At 47.9% G+C, this 20,316-nt stretch carries 20 protein-coding genes; 2 read left to right on the top strand and 18 right to left on the bottom strand.

Features of this window, described 5'->3' with window-relative positions; translation table 11 throughout:
• Positions 1-22: 22 nt before the first annotated feature.
• Positions 23-1,954, top strand: a complete 1,932-nt coding sequence (locus FBF37_RS01005; protein WP_174843571.1) for a vWA domain-containing protein — start codon at positions 23-25, stop codon at positions 1,952-1,954.
• 14 nt (positions 1,955-1,968) lie between these two features.
• Positions 1,969-2,919: a hypothetical protein gene (locus tag FBF37_RS01000; protein WP_138078624.1), complete on the top strand. Its 951-nt coding sequence runs from the start codon at positions 1,969-1,971 to the stop codon at positions 2,917-2,919.
• A gap of 6 nt (positions 2,920-2,925) precedes the next feature.
• Here the strand turns inward: FBF37_RS01000 and hpf are convergent, their stop codons facing one another.
• From hpf to frr, 18 genes are all read right to left on the bottom strand, one after another.
• Positions 2,926-3,297 (bottom strand): ribosome hibernation-promoting factor, HPF/YfiA family, encoded by a 372-nt coding sequence (gene hpf, locus FBF37_RS00995; RefSeq protein ID WP_138078622.1) that lies wholly within the window; start codon positions 3,295-3,297, stop codon positions 2,926-2,928.
• Between the two features lie 40 nt (positions 3,298-3,337).
• Complete coding sequence (gene serS, locus FBF37_RS00990) at positions 3,338-4,579, bottom strand: serine--tRNA ligase (protein ID WP_138078620.1); 1,242 nt, start codon at positions 4,577-4,579, stop codon at positions 3,338-3,340.
• 25 nt (positions 4,580-4,604) lie between these two features.
• Positions 4,605-5,441, bottom strand: a complete 837-nt coding sequence (locus FBF37_RS00985; RefSeq protein WP_138079719.1) for an undecaprenyl-diphosphate phosphatase — start codon at positions 5,439-5,441, stop codon at positions 4,605-4,607.
• Between the two features lie 35 nt (positions 5,442-5,476).
• Entirely contained in the window at positions 5,477-6,790 is a 1,314-nt protein-coding gene (locus FBF37_RS00980; RefSeq protein WP_138078618.1) for a PspC domain-containing protein, read from the bottom strand.
• Positions 6,787-7,134, bottom strand: coding sequence for a PadR family transcriptional regulator (locus FBF37_RS00975; protein ID WP_138078616.1), 348 nt, complete (start codon positions 7,132-7,134; stop codon positions 6,787-6,789). The genes FBF37_RS00980 and FBF37_RS00975 overlap by 4 nt, the downstream gene beginning before the upstream one ends.
• Complete coding sequence (locus FBF37_RS00970; protein WP_138078614.1) at positions 7,124-7,822, bottom strand: ABC transporter ATP-binding protein; 699 nt, start codon at positions 7,820-7,822, stop codon at positions 7,124-7,126. Before FBF37_RS00970 ends, FBF37_RS00975 begins: the two co-directional genes overlap by 11 nt.
• Before the next feature lie 10 nt (positions 7,823-7,832).
• On the bottom strand, positions 7,833-9,122 hold the full coding sequence (locus tag FBF37_RS00965) for an ABC transporter permease (RefSeq protein ID WP_138078612.1): 1,290 nt from the start codon (positions 9,120-9,122) through the stop codon (positions 7,833-7,835).
• A 98-nt stretch (positions 9,123-9,220) separates the two neighbouring features.
• On the bottom strand, positions 9,221-9,817 hold the full coding sequence (locus tag FBF37_RS00960) for a hypothetical protein (protein WP_138078610.1): 597 nt from the start codon (positions 9,815-9,817) through the stop codon (positions 9,221-9,223).
• 73 nt (positions 9,818-9,890) lie between these two features.
• Positions 9,891-10,844: a CNNM domain-containing protein gene (locus tag FBF37_RS00955; protein ID WP_138078608.1), complete on the bottom strand. Its 954-nt coding sequence runs from the start codon at positions 10,842-10,844 to the stop codon at positions 9,891-9,893.
• Positions 10,845-10,849: 5 nt separating this feature from the next.
• A complete protein-coding gene (locus tag FBF37_RS00950; protein WP_138078606.1) occupies positions 10,850-12,604 on the bottom strand; it encodes a DUF2207 domain-containing protein in 1,755 nt (584 codons plus the stop codon).
• Positions 12,605-12,638: 34 nt separating this feature from the next.
• A complete protein-coding gene (locus tag FBF37_RS00945) occupies positions 12,639-14,141 on the bottom strand; it encodes a lysine--tRNA ligase (protein ID WP_138078604.1) in 1,503 nt (500 codons plus the stop codon).
• A gap of 11 nt (positions 14,142-14,152) precedes the next feature.
• Positions 14,153-14,608 (bottom strand): transcription elongation factor GreA, encoded by a 456-nt coding sequence (gene greA / locus FBF37_RS00940; protein WP_138078602.1) that lies wholly within the window; start codon positions 14,606-14,608, stop codon positions 14,153-14,155.
• 116 nt (positions 14,609-14,724) lie between these two features.
• Complete coding sequence (locus FBF37_RS00935; RefSeq protein ID WP_236861253.1) at positions 14,725-15,960, bottom strand: aminoacyl--tRNA ligase-related protein; 1,236 nt, start codon at positions 15,958-15,960, stop codon at positions 14,725-14,727.
• A gap of 19 nt (positions 15,961-15,979) precedes the next feature.
• Positions 15,980-16,798 (bottom strand): CPBP family intramembrane glutamic endopeptidase, encoded by an 819-nt coding sequence (locus tag FBF37_RS00930; protein ID WP_138078598.1) that lies wholly within the window; start codon positions 16,796-16,798, stop codon positions 15,980-15,982.
• A complete protein-coding gene (locus FBF37_RS00925) occupies positions 16,773-17,936 on the bottom strand; it encodes a M50 family metallopeptidase (RefSeq protein ID WP_138078596.1) in 1,164 nt (387 codons plus the stop codon). Before FBF37_RS00925 ends, FBF37_RS00930 begins: the two co-directional genes overlap by 26 nt.
• A gap of 3 nt (positions 17,937-17,939) precedes the next feature.
• Entirely contained in the window at positions 17,940-18,593 is a 654-nt protein-coding gene (gene uppS, locus FBF37_RS00920) for a polyprenyl diphosphate synthase (protein ID WP_138078594.1), read from the bottom strand.
• Positions 18,594-18,631: 38 nt separating this feature from the next.
• The gene (locus FBF37_RS00915) at positions 18,632-19,693 is read right to left on the bottom strand and encodes a polyprenyl synthetase family protein (RefSeq protein ID WP_138078592.1); all 1,062 of its coding nucleotides are present in this window, start codon (positions 19,691-19,693) and stop codon (positions 18,632-18,634) included.
• A gap of 44 nt (positions 19,694-19,737) precedes the next feature.
• Positions 19,738-20,292, bottom strand: a complete 555-nt coding sequence (frr, locus tag FBF37_RS00910; RefSeq protein ID WP_138078589.1) for a ribosome recycling factor — start codon at positions 20,290-20,292, stop codon at positions 19,738-19,740.
• Positions 20,293-20,316: the final 24 nt, after the last annotated feature.

The following is a 20,316-nucleotide window of genomic DNA, read 5'->3' as shown; positions in this document are numbered from 1 at the left end:
AAGCATAAGGTTTGTAAAGAAAATGACCGAAGTATTACACACGCCAGCAACCGGTACAGAATCACGAGCAGTAACGCCTGAACAAGAGGCTTTAGCAAGGGAGTATCAGGCCTCGCTTGACAAAGCAGCAGCGTTTTTGGACGACCAAATACCAGCGCTTTGTCGACTAACCGGCATGGACGTACGAGTAGCGATTGGTGATGGCTGGGCTACCAACCCAGAAACTGGTTCGTTCACCATTGATCCATCATTCTTCATCGAGAAAGGCTATTCAGCTGACCACTGTGTGTTCGCTACTCTGCATGAGCTAATGGCCCATGTGCGTGACATCAAACGAGATCCTGTATTTTCAGCGCGACAAGATGCTTTTGTTGCTAGTAGCAAAGATCCTCAAGAGCAGCAAGCACGCCATATTTTCAACAATACCCTGACTGATATTCACGGCAACAAACAAATTATGAACATGCTGCCTGTCATGCAGGAAGTTGGTGCTGACATTTACGACAGTCGCCTGTTCCCAACGAAGCGTGACGACGAACTGGTTGACTACACCAATATACCGATGCACCTACAATTTCTCTACAAGATCATCCGTCAGGAGATGATACCAGACAGCAAAACGCCCGTTCGCCAAGAAGTTAATGAAGCCATAAACCAACTGCGCAACTTTCAGAATGGTCAGGTTGATCTCATATCATTTTTGACCGATCCTGGCGCAAGAGGCTCTAATGGCAAAAAGCTGTCTGGCAGTGACCGCTTTGACTACTGGCTCACGCAAATTTGGCCACAATATGAAACGCTCATACGGCTGGACAAACAAGAAGCAAAAGATGCCCAACAACAAAACAGCGGTCAACAGACTGATGGCGATGCTGATGAACAGCAGCCCTCAAATCCGCCACAAGACGGTGACAGCCAGAAGGATACCGATTCCTTTTCTGATGCCTATGCTGATTATTTTGACAACAAACATCCTGAACCATTCAGTCCCGAAGAACACCAAAAAATCCACGACGCTACTCACAAAGCCGTTCAAGAGGACCGTCGCACAAAAGTAACGCCTGAACAGCAGGAGCGCGCCCGTCGGGCAGCAGCCAATCATCGCTACCGTGAACAAACTGGCCACTCGCTGGTCGAAAAGCAACGATACGACGATGAGATTCAGCGCTTTCACAAACAAATTGCCCAAATGCGTACAGTCTTCCAATCAGTTCTGAACGAAGTCGTCGCCTCTCGCCGTAGCCTTAGCCGTCACTCCCGTCAGGACGGCGACATCCTCGACCCCAACCGTCTGGCGCAAACCGTGGTCGACATCAAAAGCGGCACCACACCAGAGGCATTTCAGCGCTATGAAACCATCCGCGGACGAACCGAATTGAATTGTAAGACTGACTATTTCTTTGTGTTTGATTGCTCTGGTTCCATGGGGGGCGAGCCAGCACAAGCCGCCGCCAGTTGTGCGGTCATCATACTGGAAGGCCTCGCTGGCATGGAGCGTGACATTCGACAGCTGGAAGAACAGCAAAATATTGATTTGTCCGACCTGTCGGTACGCACCTCACTATACACATTTGGCGATGCTGCAGTCTGCCATAAACCGCTCAGCAGCAGCCTACATGACAAACAACGACTTGATACATACACAGCCATTACCGCAGCCGACATGGGTAACACAGCAGATTATTTAGCCCTCCAGGAAATTGCTACCCTACCCCACGACCAAGATCGCCAGCGAATCATCGTTGTCGTAACCGATGGTATAAGTAATGACCCCGGCACCGCGCGCGCAGCCGTCAGCCAGCTTCGCCGTGACCAGAACACTGTAGTATACGGCGTATCAATTGGCTCAGATGCCGCCGAACAACTGTACGCTCCGAACGCTAAACTTATCAATGACCCCAAAGATTTACCAAACGTGCTACAATCATTTATAGAAACAACCATCCAAACATAAAAGAGCACAACCCTATGCCTAATCCTAATATTCTCCCGTCACAAATCCACGCTGCTGCTCAGGACGCGTGGGAAAGGGCTCAATCAAAACAGAAAGCATCCTCTGACATTAGTCAGGATTTCGACGCCACCGCCCTCTTTGGAGCGCTTGACACTGCTGTTAATGAAGCTCAGAAACAAGGCACAGCTGGCTTCGGTGGCTTAGAGCAAATAGACAATCTTGAGATTCAATACTCGTTTGAACAAGCTTTTCTATTTTCCGAACGTTTGGTTGGGTATGCTGGCTTCTCAGCACCAACACCAGAACAAATGCTATCAGCTGGCGTCAATTTTCACTATTTGGCTGAGCAATTTGAGCGAATGGAGCAAGAAGATGGTATCACTCCGCACATCGTCCTGGCCCCTCACGGCCTTGGTAAAGAAAATTGGCTCACCATCGCCAAAGCAATGACCTTGGACAAGACGATACAAGACAATCCCCTGGGGATTGACCACAAAGACTATGGGTTGCACATTGATAACATAATTGATAATAATACTTGGAGATACCTTAACCAGGCGCCAACTTCAACAACCACTCCGGGATTATCGACTCTACCAACTCATCAAATCAAGGATGGCGACAAAACTATTACCTGGACACTTCGTCTGCTTTCTGGTACAGAGGAACCAGCACACCTGGGTATGTCATATGAACAGAGCCAACAACAAAGCCCGCCTCTTGAGCACCAAACTGTAGCCGAAGCCTTAACTGACAATCTCCTAGCTGCACTACGAAACAATACGCCGCTGATCGATAGGCATCATGATTCATGGTGTTGGCGACCAGCAAATGTTATTAGTAACTCGACGCCAATAATCACTTGGGATACACCTGCCTTTACAAGAGGGCACGTGTTGGCCCTTTATGTACTACCAGCCGGCTATTCAGGTAATGACACCGGTACCCGCTCACCCGTCGGGTAGCTTATCCTAACCGCGACGGAAACTGCGCTTAAACCGTGCCAACACACCACGACTACGGCCAACGTGCGCCAGAGTATCGTCCTTGTAGCGACGCAACTGACCGTTCAATTTGGTCTCGACGATGTCCACAGCCGCCAACACGTTCATTGTTGAGTCTTTTGCAGTGATGACCTTGTCTGGGACATTGATGATAACTTCAACCTCATATTTGTTGCCGCCAGGGTTATCAATTTGCTTAATCTTCACATCTGCCGTAACGCTTTTACGAGCGTGACGTGGCAAAAACCGATCCAATGGACCAATTTTTTTCTCAATATACCGTTTGGTCGTGTCATTCAGTTCGTACTTTACACCAGTGATTGTCAGATTGGTAATCATATCCCTCCTTCGTTATACCTACATTATACCATGTATGTTGCTAAATTCGCTCACGTCCGCCCATATATGGTCGCAATACTTCTGGCACTGTCAAACTGCCGTCCTCGTTCTGGAAGTTTTCCAAAATCACCACCAATGACCGCGCCAATGAGACTGCCGTACCGTTCAAAGTGTGAACCGACTCGATGCTGCCGTCCGCGCGCCGCACGCGAATGTTCAAGCCGCGCGCTTGATAATCCGTACAGTTCGAACAGCTAGTCAACTCGCGGTACGTCTCATCAACTGGCGACCAGTACTCGATGTCGTATTTTTTGGCAGCCGGCGCGCCCAAGTCACCTGCCGCGATATTCACCACGTGGTACGAAATACCAATTTGCTGCCACAGTGCTTCCTCGATGCTGAGGATTTTTTCATGAATCTCCTTAGACTGTTCCGGCAGACAGAACGCGTACATTTCCAATTTGTTAAATTGGTGCACTCGGAACAAACCGCGTGTGTGCTTGCCATATGCACCCGCCTCTTTACGGTAGCACGGGCTATATCCCGTATACAGCAGCGGCAAATCTTTCTCGTCCAAAATTTCATCAGCATGGTAGCCAGTCAGCGGCATTTCCGCCGTCCCAATCAGCGTCAAATCCTCTCCCTCGACCACATACTCATTACTACCTTCACCTTTTGGCGCAAAGCCGGCGCCTTCCGCTGTGCGCATATTCACCATATGCGGCACGGTCATGAACGTAAAGCCCTGCTTCGTCACATAATTCAGCGCAAACTGCGTCACGGCGTTTTCCAGCAGCGCCAAGTCACCTTTGAGGTAATAAAACTTTGCGCCAGCTACTTTTGCACCACGCTCAAAATCAACCCAACCGCGACTGACAGCATAGTCCAAATGATCCTTGGCGCCCGTTTTATGCTCACCGTACGCCTTTATCTCAACCGAGTCTTCCTCACCGCCAAGCGGCACATCATCAAAGGTAATGTTCGGCACATTTTTCAGAATCGCGTCTACTTTTTCCTCGGTTGATTTTAAGTAGTTTTCACGTTCTGCCAACTCAATTTTTAGCTGTTTTCCCTGGTCAATCAGCTCCTGATCTGGGCGACCACCTTTCATTTTGGCTGAAATTGCATTTCGCTGTTCACGCAGTGCTTCAACTTGCTTTTGTAGGTCGCGACGCTCGTCATCCAATTGCAACAATGTCGCAATATCAACGGTATATCCCTTATCATTTGCCGATTTTTGCACCAAATCAGCATGTTCTCGAATAAATTTGATATCTAGCATGCCCTCATTATATACCAATTTTGGCTTAAACGTGAGAGATTATGCCCGCGCCCAGTAACACCATCAACAGCAATCCTAACACAAATCGGTAGACGATGAATGAGCGAAAATTATTGTTTTGGACGAATTTAAGTAGCCATGCGACTGCCACGTATCCCACGCCAAACGAAACCACCGTCGCAATGATGGTTGACATCCAGCCAACGCCGCCAGAAATATGCTTATATTTAGTGATAACCTCCAGCAGTCCCGCTGCCACCAAAGCCGGAATGCCCAAGAAAAAGCTCAATTTTGTCACCGTCACTCGGTCAAACCCGCGCAACAACCCCACTGATATCGTGGCGCCAGATCGACTCACGCCAGGGACTAACGACAGACATTGACCTAAACCAATGACGAGTGTGTCTTTCCATGTCGTATCCTTTTCAACGCGTTTGGCAGTGGCATAGTTATCAGCCAGCCACATCACGCCGCTCCAGACGATCAACGCACCAGCCACGAACCACAAACTACGCAGTACCGTCTCAATTTCATCTTTGAACACCAGCCCCACTACCGCGATTGGCACTGAACCGATGATGATCGCCCAACCGTATTTGTAGTCAAATTTCCGTCGTGCCCGTTTCCACCACAAACCACGCCACCACGCGATCAACACTCGCTGAATATCCTGCCAAAAATAAATAATCGCCGCCGCTATAGCCCCAATCTGAATAATCGCCGTAAAAGCAATCAGACCCTCATCGTCCAGGGGCATACCCATCAATTTCTCAGCAATGGTCAAGTGACCTGTGCTAGAAATAGGCAGGAATTCGGTAATCCCCTCGATAATTCCTAGCACAATTGCCTGCCACCAACTCATATTCATAGAGTTTATTATATCAAACCGTTGATTCTCTACAAAAATGCGCCATTGGTTCGTGATGAACCTGGGTACGGAACACTGTCACCAGAGCCTTGGTCTCCCGGCTTCAATTGCAACGATCCGTATACAGTAACCCTTGTGATACCACCACAGTGGACACCCCAGAAGAATGATTCATTCAAACAAGATAACTGCGAATCATGTTCAATATTGATTTTAAGCGTGTCACCTTCTACAACAGCTTGTACTTTTGGCGCCTTACCATCTTTACGTGAGAAATATTTTACTTCAACTTTGGTTTCTTGAGATGATATGACTTGCCTATCAACTAGACCATTACTGGTTACATCAGCATATTTAACGCCTTCAAGATTCTTTGGTAGCTCCACGGTCATTGTTTTTGTCAAACGCTCTTCATCCCGCGCCAGCTCTCGCAAGGTTTGCGTGCCAAAGATCGCCGAGCTTGAGATACAAAATGCCCCAATAACAGTGCTAATCACCACCGCAATCAGTGCTGTTCGCGTAAATTTCCACTTGATTGCGCTAGCCGTCAACACGCCAAACAGCGTCACCGCAGCAGCACCGCCAACAAGTGCAGAAATCAGCAAGCCTAAAGCCCACGGCTGTGCCGCAAAACCATCCATCCAGCTAATGACACTTACACCAGCAAATAACCCCACTGGTACAGCGACTAATAATCCAAAGGTGATCATGATTAACATAAGTGAAACAAATACCTGCGAGACTTTGATGAACGTGTTTTTCACCTGGGTCTTTTTATTATCGGTGAAAGAAAAATTTTTCAGACTATCCAGCGTCACCTCTTCTCCCCGCATCTGTAACTTTTCAGCCGCCGTCTGCGCTTCTGGCATACTGATCCACAGTACGATATAAATCAGTAGTGAGGCACCGAGGGTAATAAACGGTGAAAAAATGAATAACAATCGTACCCACAAAGGATTAATCCCCCAGTAGGCAGCAATTCCAGCACACACGCCACCCAAAATTGCGTTATCCGGGTCGCGCATCAGTCGCTTAGTTGGCTTACTTGCACCGGCCTCAGCTGCGTCGTCACTCATCTCTGGCACTTCGCCATCGGCAAAATCCTGCGGCTCACCCATCTGTTTTTGCACCGCCAAAACATCATCGTGGCTAATGACACCGTCCTTCGACACGCCGCGTTCCGCCAAAAGCTCCACCATTCGCGCCTCAATTTCGCGCATAGCCTCTGGCTCTGCGTGCATATTTTTCTGAATTGAATCAAGGTATTGCTCCAATGATTTTTTGGCATCAACCTCTACACTAAACGGCGTTTTTGCCAAATGGATTCTGGTTATTTCTTTCATCGCTTTGCTCCTTTCTCAAGATTTTTTAGCGAAGTGTTCAACATTTTTATACGATCTTTCAATTCATCCACTAGCTGCGCGCCAGTGTCAGTAAGTGAATAATATTTGCGCGGCGGCCCCTGCTCGCTCTCTTGCCATTCGTGCTTGAGGTAGCCATATCTCTGCAAGCGGCTGAGTAGCGGATAAATCGTGCCTTCTACCACCATCAAATCTGATTCGCTCATTTGCTTGACGATGTCGCCAGCATATTGCGGCTGCTTAGCACATACCAACAACACACAGTATACCAGGAATCCTTTACGGAGTTGAATCGCCAAACTCTCAGCGTAAGCACTAGCGTCCATGTTTTATTCCTCCTGGTACGGTTGATTTCTCGACACGACCGTCTTTGATGATAATTTGATGATCACATTTTTTCGCCAAATCAGCGTCATGTGTCACCACGATTAACGTCACACCCTTTTGTTTGTTGTAATCAAACAACAATTCTTCCACTTTCGCGCCTGTTTCACTGTCCAAGTTACCAGTCGGTTCGTCAGCAAAAATGATTTGTGGATCACCGACAATCGCCCGAGCGATGGCCAAGCGCTGCTTTTGCCCGCCTGACAAGTCTTTGGCGCGGTTTTTGCGCTTATCGTACAGGTCTACTGCCTTAAGCGCCGCGTTGATTTTATGCGCTCGCTTTTTCCGTGGTACCCGCGCAATTTCCAGCGGCAAACTGACATTATCAACCACGCTCTCATTGCCCTGGACAAAGAAACTCTGGAAGATAAAGCCGATTTTCTTGGCGCGAAATTCATCAACACGCTTTGACTTTAGTTGCAAGATATCTTGTCCGTCAATGATAACTTGACCTTTTTGCGGCTTGTCCAAGCCTGAGATGGCATGCATCAGCGTCGATTTTCCTGAGCCAGATTTACCGAGGATTGCCACACTAGCCCCTGTCGGAATGGTCAAGCTGACATTCTTTAGCGCCGTAAATTGGTTTTTCTTTTTGCCGTAAATTTTCGTCACATTCTTTAGTTCAATCATAATTTCTCTCCTACTCCGTCCTCAATGCCTCAATTGGGTCTAATTTTGTCGCCTTACGACTTGGTAACCAGCCAGAGATTACCGCCATCACCACTAGTCCAAATACCAGTAGCCCAATCTGCAGCGGATTGATAACCAGTAGATTCGTCCCTGCGCTCAGGCCCAAAGCATTAGTAATCACCGGGTTCAACAGCGTCACCAAACTCGCCAGCCCGACGCCAATCAAACCTCCCAGCAGTCCAACCCACGCCGCTTCATAACGGAATAATTTACCAATATCTCGACCACGCATTCCCAATGCTTTCATCAAACCGATTTGGCTGGTACGCTCCAACACCGAAATATACATAGTGTTAATAATCCCAAACACGCTTGCCAGCAGTGCCAATCCACCAAATGCCGCCAGTGCCGCTTGAGCTACATTAACCATTGTCAGTAGTGCTTTTCTAATATCCTGAATTGAGTATGCACTATAATCTTTACCGATCACGTCTTTAGCAGCATCAACGTTCTTCTCGTCATCCACCAAAGCAATCGCCGTTGAATACTGGTTTGGCTGGCTCTTGTCGTGACTGAATTCATAGATAGCCTTAGCATCAGCCGTCGAGATTCTCAGCATTGGCTCATAAAACAAAATGGTGTCTGATTTTTTGTCGACTGCCGCAATCTTGAACGACACTTCTTTGGCGACATTACCACCCTGCACTGCACTACGCACACCCAAGGTTATTGTTTGGCCAATCGCCGACTGCGCATCTTTGAAACCCAACTGCTTCACATAATCATTCGGGATGATAATCTCACCTGGCTTTGGCATAAAATCTTCCAAAGTTCCCGCCGCCAATTCTGCCCGAGTCCTGTCCATTTTGACAGCCACTGTCAATGCAAATTTTTTATCATTAGCTGAGCTTTTAGCATAGGCCACGCCATCAGTTGAATATGCTGGCGTTACCGTTTTTACGTGCGGTGTTTGTCGGATCTTCTCCAGGTCCTTATCGTTGAGCGAATATTTGCTGCGTGCTGCCAATGCTTTATTCTTGTCAGTTTCTTCTGCTGAACTACCATATTCTGGTAATTCCTCTTTCTTTTCCGACTCCACCTTTTTACCGACCATAATTACTCTTTTATCACCAGCCGCATCAACGATACTGTTAGTATACAGCCGACCACCCTCACCAGCCATCAAGGCCAAACCAATCGTGAACGCCCCGACGGAAATCGCCAATGCCGTCAAAATCGTCCGACCCTTTGACTGGCGAAGGTTTCGCCTCGCCCGATTGATGATATCGATTCTTCTCATACTATACTCCTTATAGTTTTGTTATATATAGTACTATGTTATACAAGGTACTATAAAAAGTCAAGTAGTTTTGACTAATTCTCTACCTAAATAGCTGTCTACCCCTTAGATTTTTTCGATTTTTTATGTGATTTTTTATTTTGCTTTTTAGTGTCAGCCTCAGCAGTAGCATGTTTTTTAGATTCCTTGTTCACCAATTTCGCCATGTGCAGTGCCGCATCATAGAACGCCGGATCACCCCATACCCTTGTCTCCCCTTTACTATCATTGTCAACCACCGCAGAAATAACTACCTGATGCTGCTGCATTTCAAGTGTATCCCACGCTTCCTCTTGATCTGTAAAATCAATCTCTTTCAACCCATCTACAACATCAAACGTCCCGTCATATCGTCGACAGTCCGCCACGATACCTTGGCGTAAGCCTCCTTCATCAGCCTGCACCCACACATTCATCAATATAACAGTGCCCTTGGCCGGCAGTTTATCCATATCCAGCAGCTTCACTGGCTGTCGACCATCCACGGCCAGTCTGCCCATACCGTCTGCCTGTGTTTTATCAATATATATCACTTCCGGCAATTCTGTGTATGGATCAACGTCAGGAATATACGGCACCTCAACTGGCAATGTCTCAACCGTTATTTGCCGCAAGCGCTCAGGAACGCCACCAGTCTCATGCTTTTTATTAGGCATATCATTCTCCCTGCCCACCGCTGCATTATCAAAATCTACTTTTCAGTATATCATAGAAGGACACTCATCCACCCTATTTCTCGTCGTACTCGTCCTCAATTTCCTGATCCAAAATCTCTTCAATCACATCCTCCAGCGTGATGATGCCCAGCTCCTTCTCGTCATCCATCACCACAAACAAATGATTGCGGGTTTGGATAAATCGGCTCAGCACCGTGTCCAGCCGCGACCGTGCATCAATGTCATGAATCTTGTCACGGTACAATTGGCTAATCGGCAGCGGCAGCTCGCGCCCCACCACATCCTTCACATACAAAATTCCCGCCAACCGGCCGTCATCACAGACGGGGATCCGCGAATGTCCAGCGTGCTTGATCTGCGCCAGCAGTGTTGCATCCAGCTCATCATCCAACCCCACCGTAAACACCTCACTCATCGGCGTCACCAAATCACCAGCTGTCTTTTTACTAAATTGCAGCGCACCCGCCGCGATCCGGCTTTCGTCATAATCAACTGGGCTGTCCGACCGCTCAGCATGTTCGTGAATAATCTGTTCCAGCTCTTGGTGTGAGTACAGCTGTGGCGCCTCCTTGCCCACCCAACGGTTCAGTAGCTTTGACATTGGATGAGCCAGTGGCCAAAATAATACATAAATCACATCCAGCAGCCAGAAGAAATAACGCGTAATCTGATAGCCGCGCTGCGTAAAAATCGCCTGCGGCAAAATCTCGCCAAACATCGTGATCAGCAGCGTGGCAATCAACCCACCAATCACGCCGTTCGTCATATTACCTAGCAAAATTGACATCGCCGTATTGACGCCGACATTGCCCAATAAAATACAAAAGATCAGATAATAACCATCCTTGCGGTAGCGATACACCCGCGCAGCGATCACATCGCCCTGTCTGGCTTTGCGCCTCAAATCATCTGGCCGCGCCATCATCAGCCCAATGTTCAAGCCCGAGAACGAGCCCGATAATACCAGCAGAACCGCCGCCAATGCTAACAATAGAACGTCAGGCATAGTGATTACCAGCCGCCACCTCCGCCGCCACCTCCGCCGCCGCCAGCGAAGCCGCCGCCAGTTGAGCCACCAGAGGTCGATGAGTAATCACTGGCGCTACTGGCCACGCTCGACAGGCTATTCATCCCAGCCGCAAATGCCGCCGCATTGAACGCGCCCTGACCACTGTACCAATCTGGCTGCTCACCAACCTGCTCATAGTACCGACCCAGCTGCTTACTCCACTCTTTTTCCTGTCCAAACAGCACCGCATACGGCAATACCCGCTCGTACAATTTCACCAATTGCTTCTCGTCAGACGCATCAACCTTGACTTTTTCCGCACCCTCAGGACTCTGTAGCATCTGTAAACGCTCAGCTTCAGCCACGCCAATGTACATCTTTAATCCTGCCAAATATCGCCTGAGTGCCAAGCCCTCGTCAGTCAACGACCAGCCAAATGACAGAGTAAACATTATTCCCGCCACAATCAGTAACATCGGCGACAGCAACAATACACTAATAACAAAAATCCACAAAGCCCACTTCTGCACGATCCGCTTATTCGCGAGTGTTTGTTCACACAAGGCATATTTACCACGAGCTAAATTCTTCAAATTTGTATCATCATCTCGTGTCCGCGCCGCATACGATAAATTATTCTGTAGCTTTTTCAGATTTAGCCGCTGACCTGGCTTCGGCATCGATGAACCAAACATGTCCCGAACGACCTCGGACTCTTCGGGTCTCAGCTCTTTCAAATCTTTAACGATTTCAATTTCGTACTGCGCCGACCGCAAAAACGACGCCTTTTTCACTTCATACAGCTTGATATAGTGCCGCACTGCCAAATCCAACAACTGCGCCACCTTGGCTGACCCTTTGACCGCCAGAGCCTCGTAATTTTTCAAAATATACGCTGAGGTCATCACACTCGCCTGTTTTGGTGGCAAATACTCTGGCGGAATTGGTTTGAGTTCACGGTACCTACCAAATAACCGCCGGTAGCGCCAGACCAACAACAGCATCAATATAACCGCCAAACTACTTACTATCGTCTGCACCGTTGCCCAAATTTTTATCAACTTTTCACTCAACGTCTCCTGATACCCGGCAAACGTACCCCCAGTAAAACCAACCGCCATCGTTATACCTTCACGGCGATCCAACCGATTCGCATTTGTCACAATTTCGCCCTTATCGCCACTGACATTACACCGCTGCCTCGAACCATGCGCACCAACATAACAAAACGCCTCACCCGCTCGCGCTGCCTGAAGTGACTCGTCAAATTTCACAGACACGCGTACATTTTGCATCGGTACTCGCCACTCATTGCCGATGACGTCCCAGTAGAACTCATCACGCCCCGTATTGTCATAATGCCTGGTCACATCATGCTGAGTAAACTTGATGACGTAGGTTTTTTCACCCTGAACGTAAACGTCTTTCTTGCCAATTCTTAGCTCGTCGCCATTCCACGTATGCTCCAGCGACACACCCTGTCCATCAGTCACCGATTGCAACGAAAAATTCGTCGGATGATTATCATATTTCTTCACAAATATTGGTGCAATGCCACGGTTTTGGTTGGGCAAAAAATGAGCAGTAATTCGCCACGTTGCCGCCAATGTCGAACGGTTTTCACTGTCGCGACCCAGCGAATACTCTGCATCAAATTTAGTAATGGTAAAATTGTCCGTCTGCGCTGCAAGCGCTGCTTGGCCAGATCCAGCCAGCAGAGATCCAGCGATTAGTATCCCCAATATAAATCGCTTCATACTCTAATTATAACAAACTAGAATCACGCTACAATTACAACTTCACCTGCGGATAAATCGCTCGCGTTGTCTCATCAATCTCATGACGTAGCTGTGGGAATGGCACACCTTCGCGCGCCGTCACGCCTTCAAAAATCCAAAACACCCGCTCAGAGTAACCCCAACCGCAAGCTGGCGGCATACCGTACTCCAACATCTCCACATAGTCGATGTCCAACATCATCGCCTCGTCATCGCCCGCATCGCGCATCTGTTGCTGCTCGACAAAACGATTCAACTGATCAATCGGGTCATTCAGCTCAGAGAAGCCATTGCCCAGCTCCGACCCAGCGATTACTGGCTGGAAACGCTCCACCGTCTGCGGATTCTCGGGGTCAGTCTTAGACAGCGGACTGATGAACTTTGGCGTATTCACCAACCACACCGGCCCCGCCACATCTTTACGAATATTCTTCCACAATTTATCAATACCACGCGGGATGGAATCGGTCTTTTCCACTTCCAAGCCATGCTCTTTCAACTTGGCGGCCACCTCGTCAATTGTCGTATTGTATACATCAATGCCATAGTGCTTGTTGATCACCTCAGCATAATCCCAAACTTCCCACTCGCCGCTCATATCAACATTAAATTTACCCAGTTGAAATTGCAACGTACCAAACGTTTTTTGAAGCACGTCTTTATACATTGCCTCCATAAAACACATACCCTGCTTCCAGTCCCAGTACGCAGCGTACCACTCCATAGCGATGTGCTCTGGTAAATGCTCATCTGAATAATTCTCATTGCGAAAACGCGGCCCGAGGTCATAAACCTTCTCAAACCCAGCGCCAATCAACCGCTTCAGCGGCAACTCGTGAGAAATACGCAAGTAAAACTGCTGATTATTCAGCGCGTCCATATGTGTCACAAATGGGTTAGCATCAGCACCGCCGGTGGTGTGTTCCAGCACTGGCACATTCACCTCCGTAAAGCCGTGCTGGTTCAGATAATCACGCGTCGCCTGCCAAAACTTGCTGCGGCGAACAAACCGCTGGCGCACCTCTGGATTAACATTCATATCGACATAGCGGCGGCGGAAACGCTCTTCTTTGTTCTCGAGCTTTTCAGGCATCGGCCGTAGCGACTTGGTTAGTAGCCTTAGCTCACGCACACCAACCGACTTCTCGCCAGTCTGCGTTATCGTCATCACTCCGCGCGCCTCGACAAAATCACCCGTATCCAGAAGCTTCAGCTGTTTCATACCCAACACGCCGCGGCTAGCGTCCAATTCCGCCACGTCATCACGCTGCAAATATAGTTGCACGTCACCAGACTGATCGCGCAGTTTGATGAACGCTAGCTTGCCAAAACTGCGAATCGACACGATGCGCCCTGCCACAACCACTTCCTGGCCCGCCAGTTCATCATACCGCGCCAGGACCTCAGCACACATATGCGTCCGTGCCGACTTTGCTGGATATGGATCAATACCTAGTTCTCGCAGGGTTTCTAATTTTCGTAACCGTTCGTTTCGATAATCTTGTAATGTAGCCATAACTATCTACATTATAACAGAGAGGATATCGTATAGACAATTTCACCCTTAGGCGTAGAAATCGTCACTTCATCGCCGACTTTCTTGCCCATCAGTGCCTGACCAATTGGCGACTCGTCAGATATCTTGCCCTCCATTGGGTCTGCCTCAACAGGACCTACCACCGTGTAGGTAACCGTTTTGTCGCTATTCTTCAGCTCGACAGCACTACCCAGGCCAACAACAGTTGCGTCAGCACTCTTAATGATTGAAGCATGTTGCAAAATATCTTCAATCTCAATAACACGCGTTTCCAATAGTCCCTGCTCTTCACGAGCGGCATCATATTCAGCATTTTCGCTGAGGTCGCCAAAGCTTCGTGCTTCTGCAATTTTTTCTGCAATCTCTCCTCGGCGGCTCTTAAGTTCTGCCAGCTCTTTTTCTAGTTCTTTCCGGCCCGAATCAGTGATCTGATATTTCTTATTCATATACTCTCCTTCTACTATATATAGTGGTGCAAAATCAAAAACACGCTATATCTAGCGTATCGATATAATCATCGTGTAAGTACTATGATTGTATCAATACTACCAGACACTGTCAACTAATCAATGAAAAATGCTACCAGTTCGTCATAGCTCTTGGTGACGGTTTCGCCAGTCTGACGGCTGGTTAATTCAAACTCGCCGCTGTCAATCCCTCGGTCACTGATGGTCACGCGCCACGGCATACCCATCAGTTCAGCGTCAGCAAACTTCACACCCGGTCGCTCAGCCCTGTCGTCATACAACACCTCTACACCTGCCTTCATCAACGTGCCATACAGCTGATTTGCCAACTCACCACCGCGTTCACCGATTGCTACTAGTTGCAGCTTAAACGGCGCGATGTTTTCAGTCCACACCAAACCTTTCTCGTCAGCAAACTTCTCGACGATCACACCCATAACACGCGTGATACCGATGCCATAACTGCCCATATAGGCATAGTGCTGTTGGCCATCTTCACCAGTGAAGACCAGTTTCATCTCCTCTGATTTTTGCGTACCAAAGTTGAAAATATTGCCAACTTCAGCTGTTTTGACCTTCTCCAGCTCGCTACGGTCAACGCCCAACTCTACAATAGCATCGTCAATCACTTCCTCATTTACCGCAATGTTCTTCCCGCGGTGCAAGTAGACATAGTCCTCACCCGCCTCACAAATCGTCTGAAATTCGTGGCTAAACTTGGTAAATGCCCCGCCACTAGCAAACGTCACGTAAGTGTCCTGGTCAATCCCCAGCCGATCATAGCACCGCTTATACGCTGCGATGACCGCCTCATAATACACATCCAAATCCTCTCGGGTAGCGTGCACCGAATACATATCTTTCATGATAAATTCACGTCCGCGCATGATACCACTCTTAGCTCTGAGCTCATTTCTCAATTTGTTCTGAAATTGATACACACTAATTGGCAAATCTTTGTAGCTCTTGAGGTAATTACGCAGTAGTTCAATGATGGGTTCTTCGTGCGTCCAGCCAAAGCCCACCTCAGTACCATCCTGTAGATGAGACTTAAACCAAACATCAACCAATTCATCACTCCACCGCCCCGTCTCAGTCCACAGCTCCTTACGCTGCAAACTGCTCATGATGAGCTCTTGGCTGTCAATCGCGTTCATCTCTTCCCGCACAATGCGCTTAATATTCTCCAACACACGCAGCCCTAACGGCGTGTACGAATACACACCAGCCATCGTTTTGTGCACATAGCCAGCCTGAATCAACAACTGCGCATTCTTCGCCATCTCGTCACTTGGCGCAGTTTTGCTGGTTTTGGTAAATAATTGGCTCATTCTCATACGTCAAACTCCTTTACGTAAATAATATTCCAACAGCACTGTGAATAGCAATTGGATTGATAAACAATAGATAGAACGCCAAGCTGTTTTTGATGGCGTGCAGCACCACACTAGCCCAAACAGCACCAGTGTACTCACGCAACAAGCACGAGAAGATACTGAGAACAAATGTGTCTAATACGACATTCCACTGCAAATTTTCACTACCAATCGCCAGATGCGCCAAACCAAACGTGAGGCTGGTAATGATAACTGCAACTTTCACTGAATTTGTCTTGCGCAGTTTTGTGTATAGATAGCCGCGAAACAGCAATTCTTCTGCCAAAGGCGCCAAAACCACCAGAGTGAAAAAGATCATCGCGTACTGAGCCTGTGAGTACAGCACCGTCGTGTCAAAAGGCAGCTGCTGTGCTTGCTTAAAATCTACGTTCAAAAACGTTACTGCCAACGCTGCCACCATGATGGAACAAATAAAATACGCAACAAAAATCGGCACAGGCATACATACATCCAACCATGCAGGCTTGCCAGTGACACCAAGGTCCTTAATGCTCGTTTTGCGCTTAAATAGCCAGTACGGCACCATAGTGACCATAAATATTGTGACTATCCACACGACCACCGAAATACCGGTCGTCAGCAAGACTGATGGGATACTCTTCAGGGGTACGCCTGCCTGCACTAGTGACCACACCATCAGTGAAACCAGCAGACCCGAAACCATAAATGATGCGTACGCCCAAACAGGCAAAATCAAGCACCACAGCCAATTCTTTTTCGGCTGTACTAATTTTTTAAGCTTGAGTTTATGAGAATAATTTTGCAATGTCATTCCACGTTACCACTATTGTTAATGCCATTAAAATCAAAAAGCCAGTAGCTTGAATCGTCTCTTCGCGATCTTTCGTTAGTGGCTTTTTCAGCAGTCGAAAGATCGTCATGGTAAACCAACGCCCACCATCAAGTGCTGGGATTGGCAAAATATTCATCACCGCCAGCGTCAAGGAGATGATTGCCGCTAGAAGTAATACTTGTGTCAAGCCGGAATTAACAACCGACGGGAATAAGACACCCAAGATACCAACCGGACCTGCCACATTGTTACCCACCTTCGCCAAATCAGCCTTGGCTGCCTGCTTCTGCTCTGGTGAACCAACAAACTGTCCAAAGAAGCCACCAATCCCCTGCGCTATCATGGAGCCAACTCCCTTCAGCGTCTCGTGAGTTAACTGTACTGTCGTCGCCACACCGACCAACGGCGCCGACCATGTGGCGTGGATGGTTTCTGACTGATGCGGCACAACGCCCAAATAGCCACCATTTTTTGCCTGATCACGACTCAATAACGTTGTTCGAAAATGCAGTGGCTGCTTGTTTCGTTTAACCTCAATATTTACCGTTTGCCCAGAAGACTGCTGTGTTACCTCAGACAACTGCGCTGAAGTATCGATTGGTTTTTCATTAATCGCTACAATTTCATCATCAACCTGTAACCCAACTTGTGCCGCTGGCGAGCCCTCAGTGAGACGTACGATCTTGACTGGTGTCCTAACTGATGTATTATCAAACGGCAACATCACTTGGTTTGGTAATATTTTAGGCAGTCCGAACACAGCCAGCACCGCAAACAACACCACAGCCGCTAGCCAGTTGACCAATACACCTGCTAACAATATTTTTGTTTTTACCCAATACCCCGTAGCTCCATACGCACCTTTGCCACGAGCTGAATCGTATTCACCTTTGAGTTTCACAAAGCCACCCAATGGCAACCAGTTCAAGCTAAACACAACATTTTTACCCAAAAAACTTTGTTTCGGCTGCCATTTTTTTGCTCGTGGCGGAAAGCCAATACCATACTCCTCCACTTCAACGCCATTGCGCTTTGCCACGACAGCATGGCCAAGCTCGTGGATAGCCACCAAAAAGACCAAAACCAATAGCCCAATTACAACGCCCAAAACAACCATATTTTACCCCCCAAACCTTCGATTTCTCTTAGCGTATTCATCTAATATCTTTTTAACATCTTCAGCCCGCATATCCGGCCAATGCTTTTCCAAAAACAAAAACTCACTCAAGGCTGATCGCCATAACATAAAGTTACTGAGACGCTGTTCACCACTAGTTCGAACGATCAAATCACAGGGCGGTATCTCTGGTGAGTATAAATTTTGTTCAATCAACTCAGCTGTCACCTCGTCCTCTGTAACCCCTGAAGCTATGATCCGTTTGACGGCAGTAACAATCTCCTGCTGACCACCATAGTTAAAGCACAAAGCCAATGTACCTTTGGTGTAGTGTGCAGTGGCTGACTCAATCTCTTCTATTGCCTGGATGACTCTCTCTGGCAGCTGGTCGCGTGAACCAAGCACCACGACACGAACTTGACGGTCATGGAGATATTTCGCATCGGTCTTAACGCATTTGACCAATAGCTTCATCAGTTTATCGACTTCCGTTTGCGAACGACGCCAATTTTCGGAACTAAACGCATATACCGAAACATATTTCACACCTGCATCAATATTAGCCGTCAGGACTTCTTTCATGGCAGTATAACCTGCCAGATGTCCTTCATATGCTGGCAGTCCATGTCGTTCAGCCCATCGACGATTACCGTCCATAATATATCCAATGTGCTGGGGTACGCTACTCTCTCTCACTATTTTATTCGCTCCATACTATATTGTACCACCTGCCGCAGCAGATCAGCGAAATCACTCGCCCACAAACTTGACGCCCGCGCAGCTTCGCACGCTTCACGCCCCGCCTTCTCCATTAAAACCTGAGCCACGTCTACGGCGCCGGTCTGCACCATAACATCTTTCACAACCTTCAGGTCGTCTTCCGTCGCTTGTTCATTACCAATAATCTCCAGCAACGTTTTCTTCTGAGCTTCAGTACACCGCCCCAAAGTCTCTTGTACTAAAAATGTATTCTTTCCTTCATGAATATCATCAAGGTTGCTTTTTCCTGATTCCTCCGGACTACCAAAAATGCCCAACCAATCATCACGAAGCTGAAAAGCCAAGCCCGCCGGCAGCCCAAACGCCTCAACTTGCTGTTGAGCGGTCTCATCAGTGTCGCCCGCCAAGGCCAGTGCACATAACAGCGGATTTACAAACGTATAAATACTACTCTTCTTATAATACTTCTTAATGATCTGTTCAGACGTCGTTGGACGAGTAATTGTACCCGCCACGTCAGCCATCTGGCCAAACCCTGTGATGCCGATGTTACGGTGCATTATTTGTTGAACAATTTTTGTATTCACATCCATGCCAGACAGAGACCAACTGGCAATGTGTTGCACCAATAACCCAACATTGATAGCCATCATATCTGATTCAAAGCCATCAGCTCCAATATGTGAGAACTGCTTTTGGTACTGTTCATGAACTGTTGGCAGCCCGCGGCGCGTCGCAGACCGATCCATAACATCGTCCAGTATAAGCAGATAATCATGCATTAGCTCAATCACCGCCGCCAATGACAGTCCGACTTCGGCATATGTTTCCCCCGTCTTTGCGTCATACAAACACGCTGCCAAAGCACCCCTCAACCGCTTCCCTGGCCTCAAAGCATATTCGCGTATTGTTGACAGTGCCCAGATTGCCTGTTCATCATCAACTTCAAGCTGAACCTCCTCAGCAAAATCACATAGCACTTTCTCGATGTGCTGGTCTATATACGGCGCATAGTTTTTCAAATCTTCAAGAGTCATTCAGACGAGTATCTCCAATAGCCCCAAATTAGTCGTCAACCAGACTAAATAGTCAGTACGTCCTTTTCTTTGGTCTTAAAGAGCTCTTCGATCCGCTTTTGGATATCACTCATCAATGAATCAACTTCTTTTTCAACTCGCTTAAAGTCATCTTCGCCGAGTTCCTTAGTATCTTTCATGCGCTTAGCATCCTTCAACGCATCCTGGCGAATAGTCCGCATGGCTATTCTTGCCTCTTCTGACTTCTCGCTCACCTGCTTCACCAACTGCTTGCGGCGCTCTTCAGTGAGCGCTGGAACTGGTACGCGCACCACCCGACCATCATCTGATGGATTAAAGCCCAGACTTTGATTGTCACGAATAGCTGCGGCAATAGCCGTAATATTACTTGGATCAAATGGCGTTACCAATAGCATCTGAGCCTCTGGAGCAGTCACATTAGCCACTTGATTGAGCGGCATCCTGGCGCCATATACCTCGACCATCACACCGTCAAGCATCCCAGCATGTGCACGACCAGTGCGTACTTTTTTCAGTTCATCCTGAAAGTGATCCAAGGCTTGCGCCATTTTATCTTCATATGGTTTAGTGTCAAACATATCTGCCTCCAATTATTTCCTACC

Source organism: Candidatus Nanosynbacter featherlites (assembly GCF_005697565.1).
In the GTDB taxonomy this organism is placed as follows: Bacteria; Patescibacteriota; Saccharimonadia; order Saccharimonadales; family Saccharimonadaceae; genus Nanosynbacter; species Nanosynbacter featherlites.
This window is presented reverse-complemented; position numbering and strand designations above follow the sequence as displayed.

Excerpts from the sequence above, each read along its gene's own strand:
- FBF37_RS01005 (WP_174843571.1), top strand. The coding sequence starts at position 23 with ATGACCGAAGTATTACACACGCCAGCAACCGGTACAGAATCACGAGCA.
- FBF37_RS01000 (WP_138078624.1), top strand. The coding sequence starts at position 1,969 with ATGCCTAATCCTAATATTCTCCCGTCACAAATCCACGCTGCTGCTCAG.
- hpf (WP_138078622.1), bottom strand. The coding sequence starts at position 3,297 with ATGATTACCAATCTGACAATCACTGGTGTAAAGTACGAACTGAATGAC.
- serS (WP_138078620.1), bottom strand. The coding sequence starts at position 4,579 with ATGCTAGATATCAAATTTATTCGAGAACATGCTGATTTGGTGCAAAAA.
- FBF37_RS00985 (WP_138079719.1), bottom strand. The coding sequence starts at position 5,441 with ATGAGTTGGTGGCAGGCAATTGTGCTAGGAATTATCGAGGGGATTACC.
- FBF37_RS00980 (WP_138078618.1), bottom strand. The coding sequence starts at position 6,790 with ATGAAAGAAATAACCAGAATCCATTTGGCAAAAACGCCGTTTAGTGTA.
- FBF37_RS00975 (WP_138078616.1), bottom strand. The coding sequence starts at position 7,134 with ATGGACGCTAGTGCTTACGCTGAGAGTTTGGCGATTCAACTCCGTAAA.
- FBF37_RS00970 (WP_138078614.1), bottom strand. The coding sequence starts at position 7,822 with ATGATTGAACTAAAGAATGTGACGAAAATTTACGGCAAAAAGAAAAAC.
- FBF37_RS00965 (WP_138078612.1), bottom strand. The coding sequence starts at position 9,122 with ATGAGAAGAATCGATATCATCAATCGGGCGAGGCGAAACCTTCGCCAG.
- FBF37_RS00960 (WP_138078610.1), bottom strand. The coding sequence starts at position 9,817 with ATGCCTAATAAAAAGCATGAGACTGGTGGCGTTCCTGAGCGCTTGCGG.
- FBF37_RS00955 (WP_138078608.1), bottom strand. The coding sequence starts at position 10,844 with ATGCCTGACGTTCTATTGTTAGCATTGGCGGCGGTTCTGCTGGTATTA.
- FBF37_RS00950 (WP_138078606.1), bottom strand. The coding sequence starts at position 12,604 with ATGAAGCGATTTATATTGGGGATACTAATCGCTGGATCTCTGCTGGCT.
- FBF37_RS00945 (WP_138078604.1), bottom strand. The coding sequence starts at position 14,141 with ATGGCTACATTACAAGATTATCGAAACGAACGGTTACGAAAATTAGAA.
- greA (WP_138078602.1), bottom strand. The coding sequence starts at position 14,608 with ATGAATAAGAAATATCAGATCACTGATTCGGGCCGGAAAGAACTAGAA.
- FBF37_RS00935 (WP_236861253.1), bottom strand. The coding sequence starts at position 15,960 with ATGAGCCAATTATTTACCAAAACCAGCAAAACTGCGCCAAGTGACGAG.
- FBF37_RS00930 (WP_138078598.1), bottom strand. The coding sequence starts at position 16,798 with ATGACATTGCAAAATTATTCTCATAAACTCAAGCTTAAAAAATTAGTA.
- FBF37_RS00925 (WP_138078596.1), bottom strand. The coding sequence starts at position 17,936 with ATGGTTGTTTTGGGCGTTGTAATTGGGCTATTGGTTTTGGTCTTTTTG.
- uppS (WP_138078594.1), bottom strand. The coding sequence starts at position 18,593 with ATGGACGGTAATCGTCGATGGGCTGAACGACATGGACTGCCAGCATAT.
- FBF37_RS00915 (WP_138078592.1), bottom strand. The coding sequence starts at position 19,693 with ATGACTCTTGAAGATTTGAAAAACTATGCGCCGTATATAGACCAGCAC.
- frr (WP_138078589.1), bottom strand. The coding sequence starts at position 20,292 with ATGTTTGACACTAAACCATATGAAGATAAAATGGCGCAAGCCTTGGAT.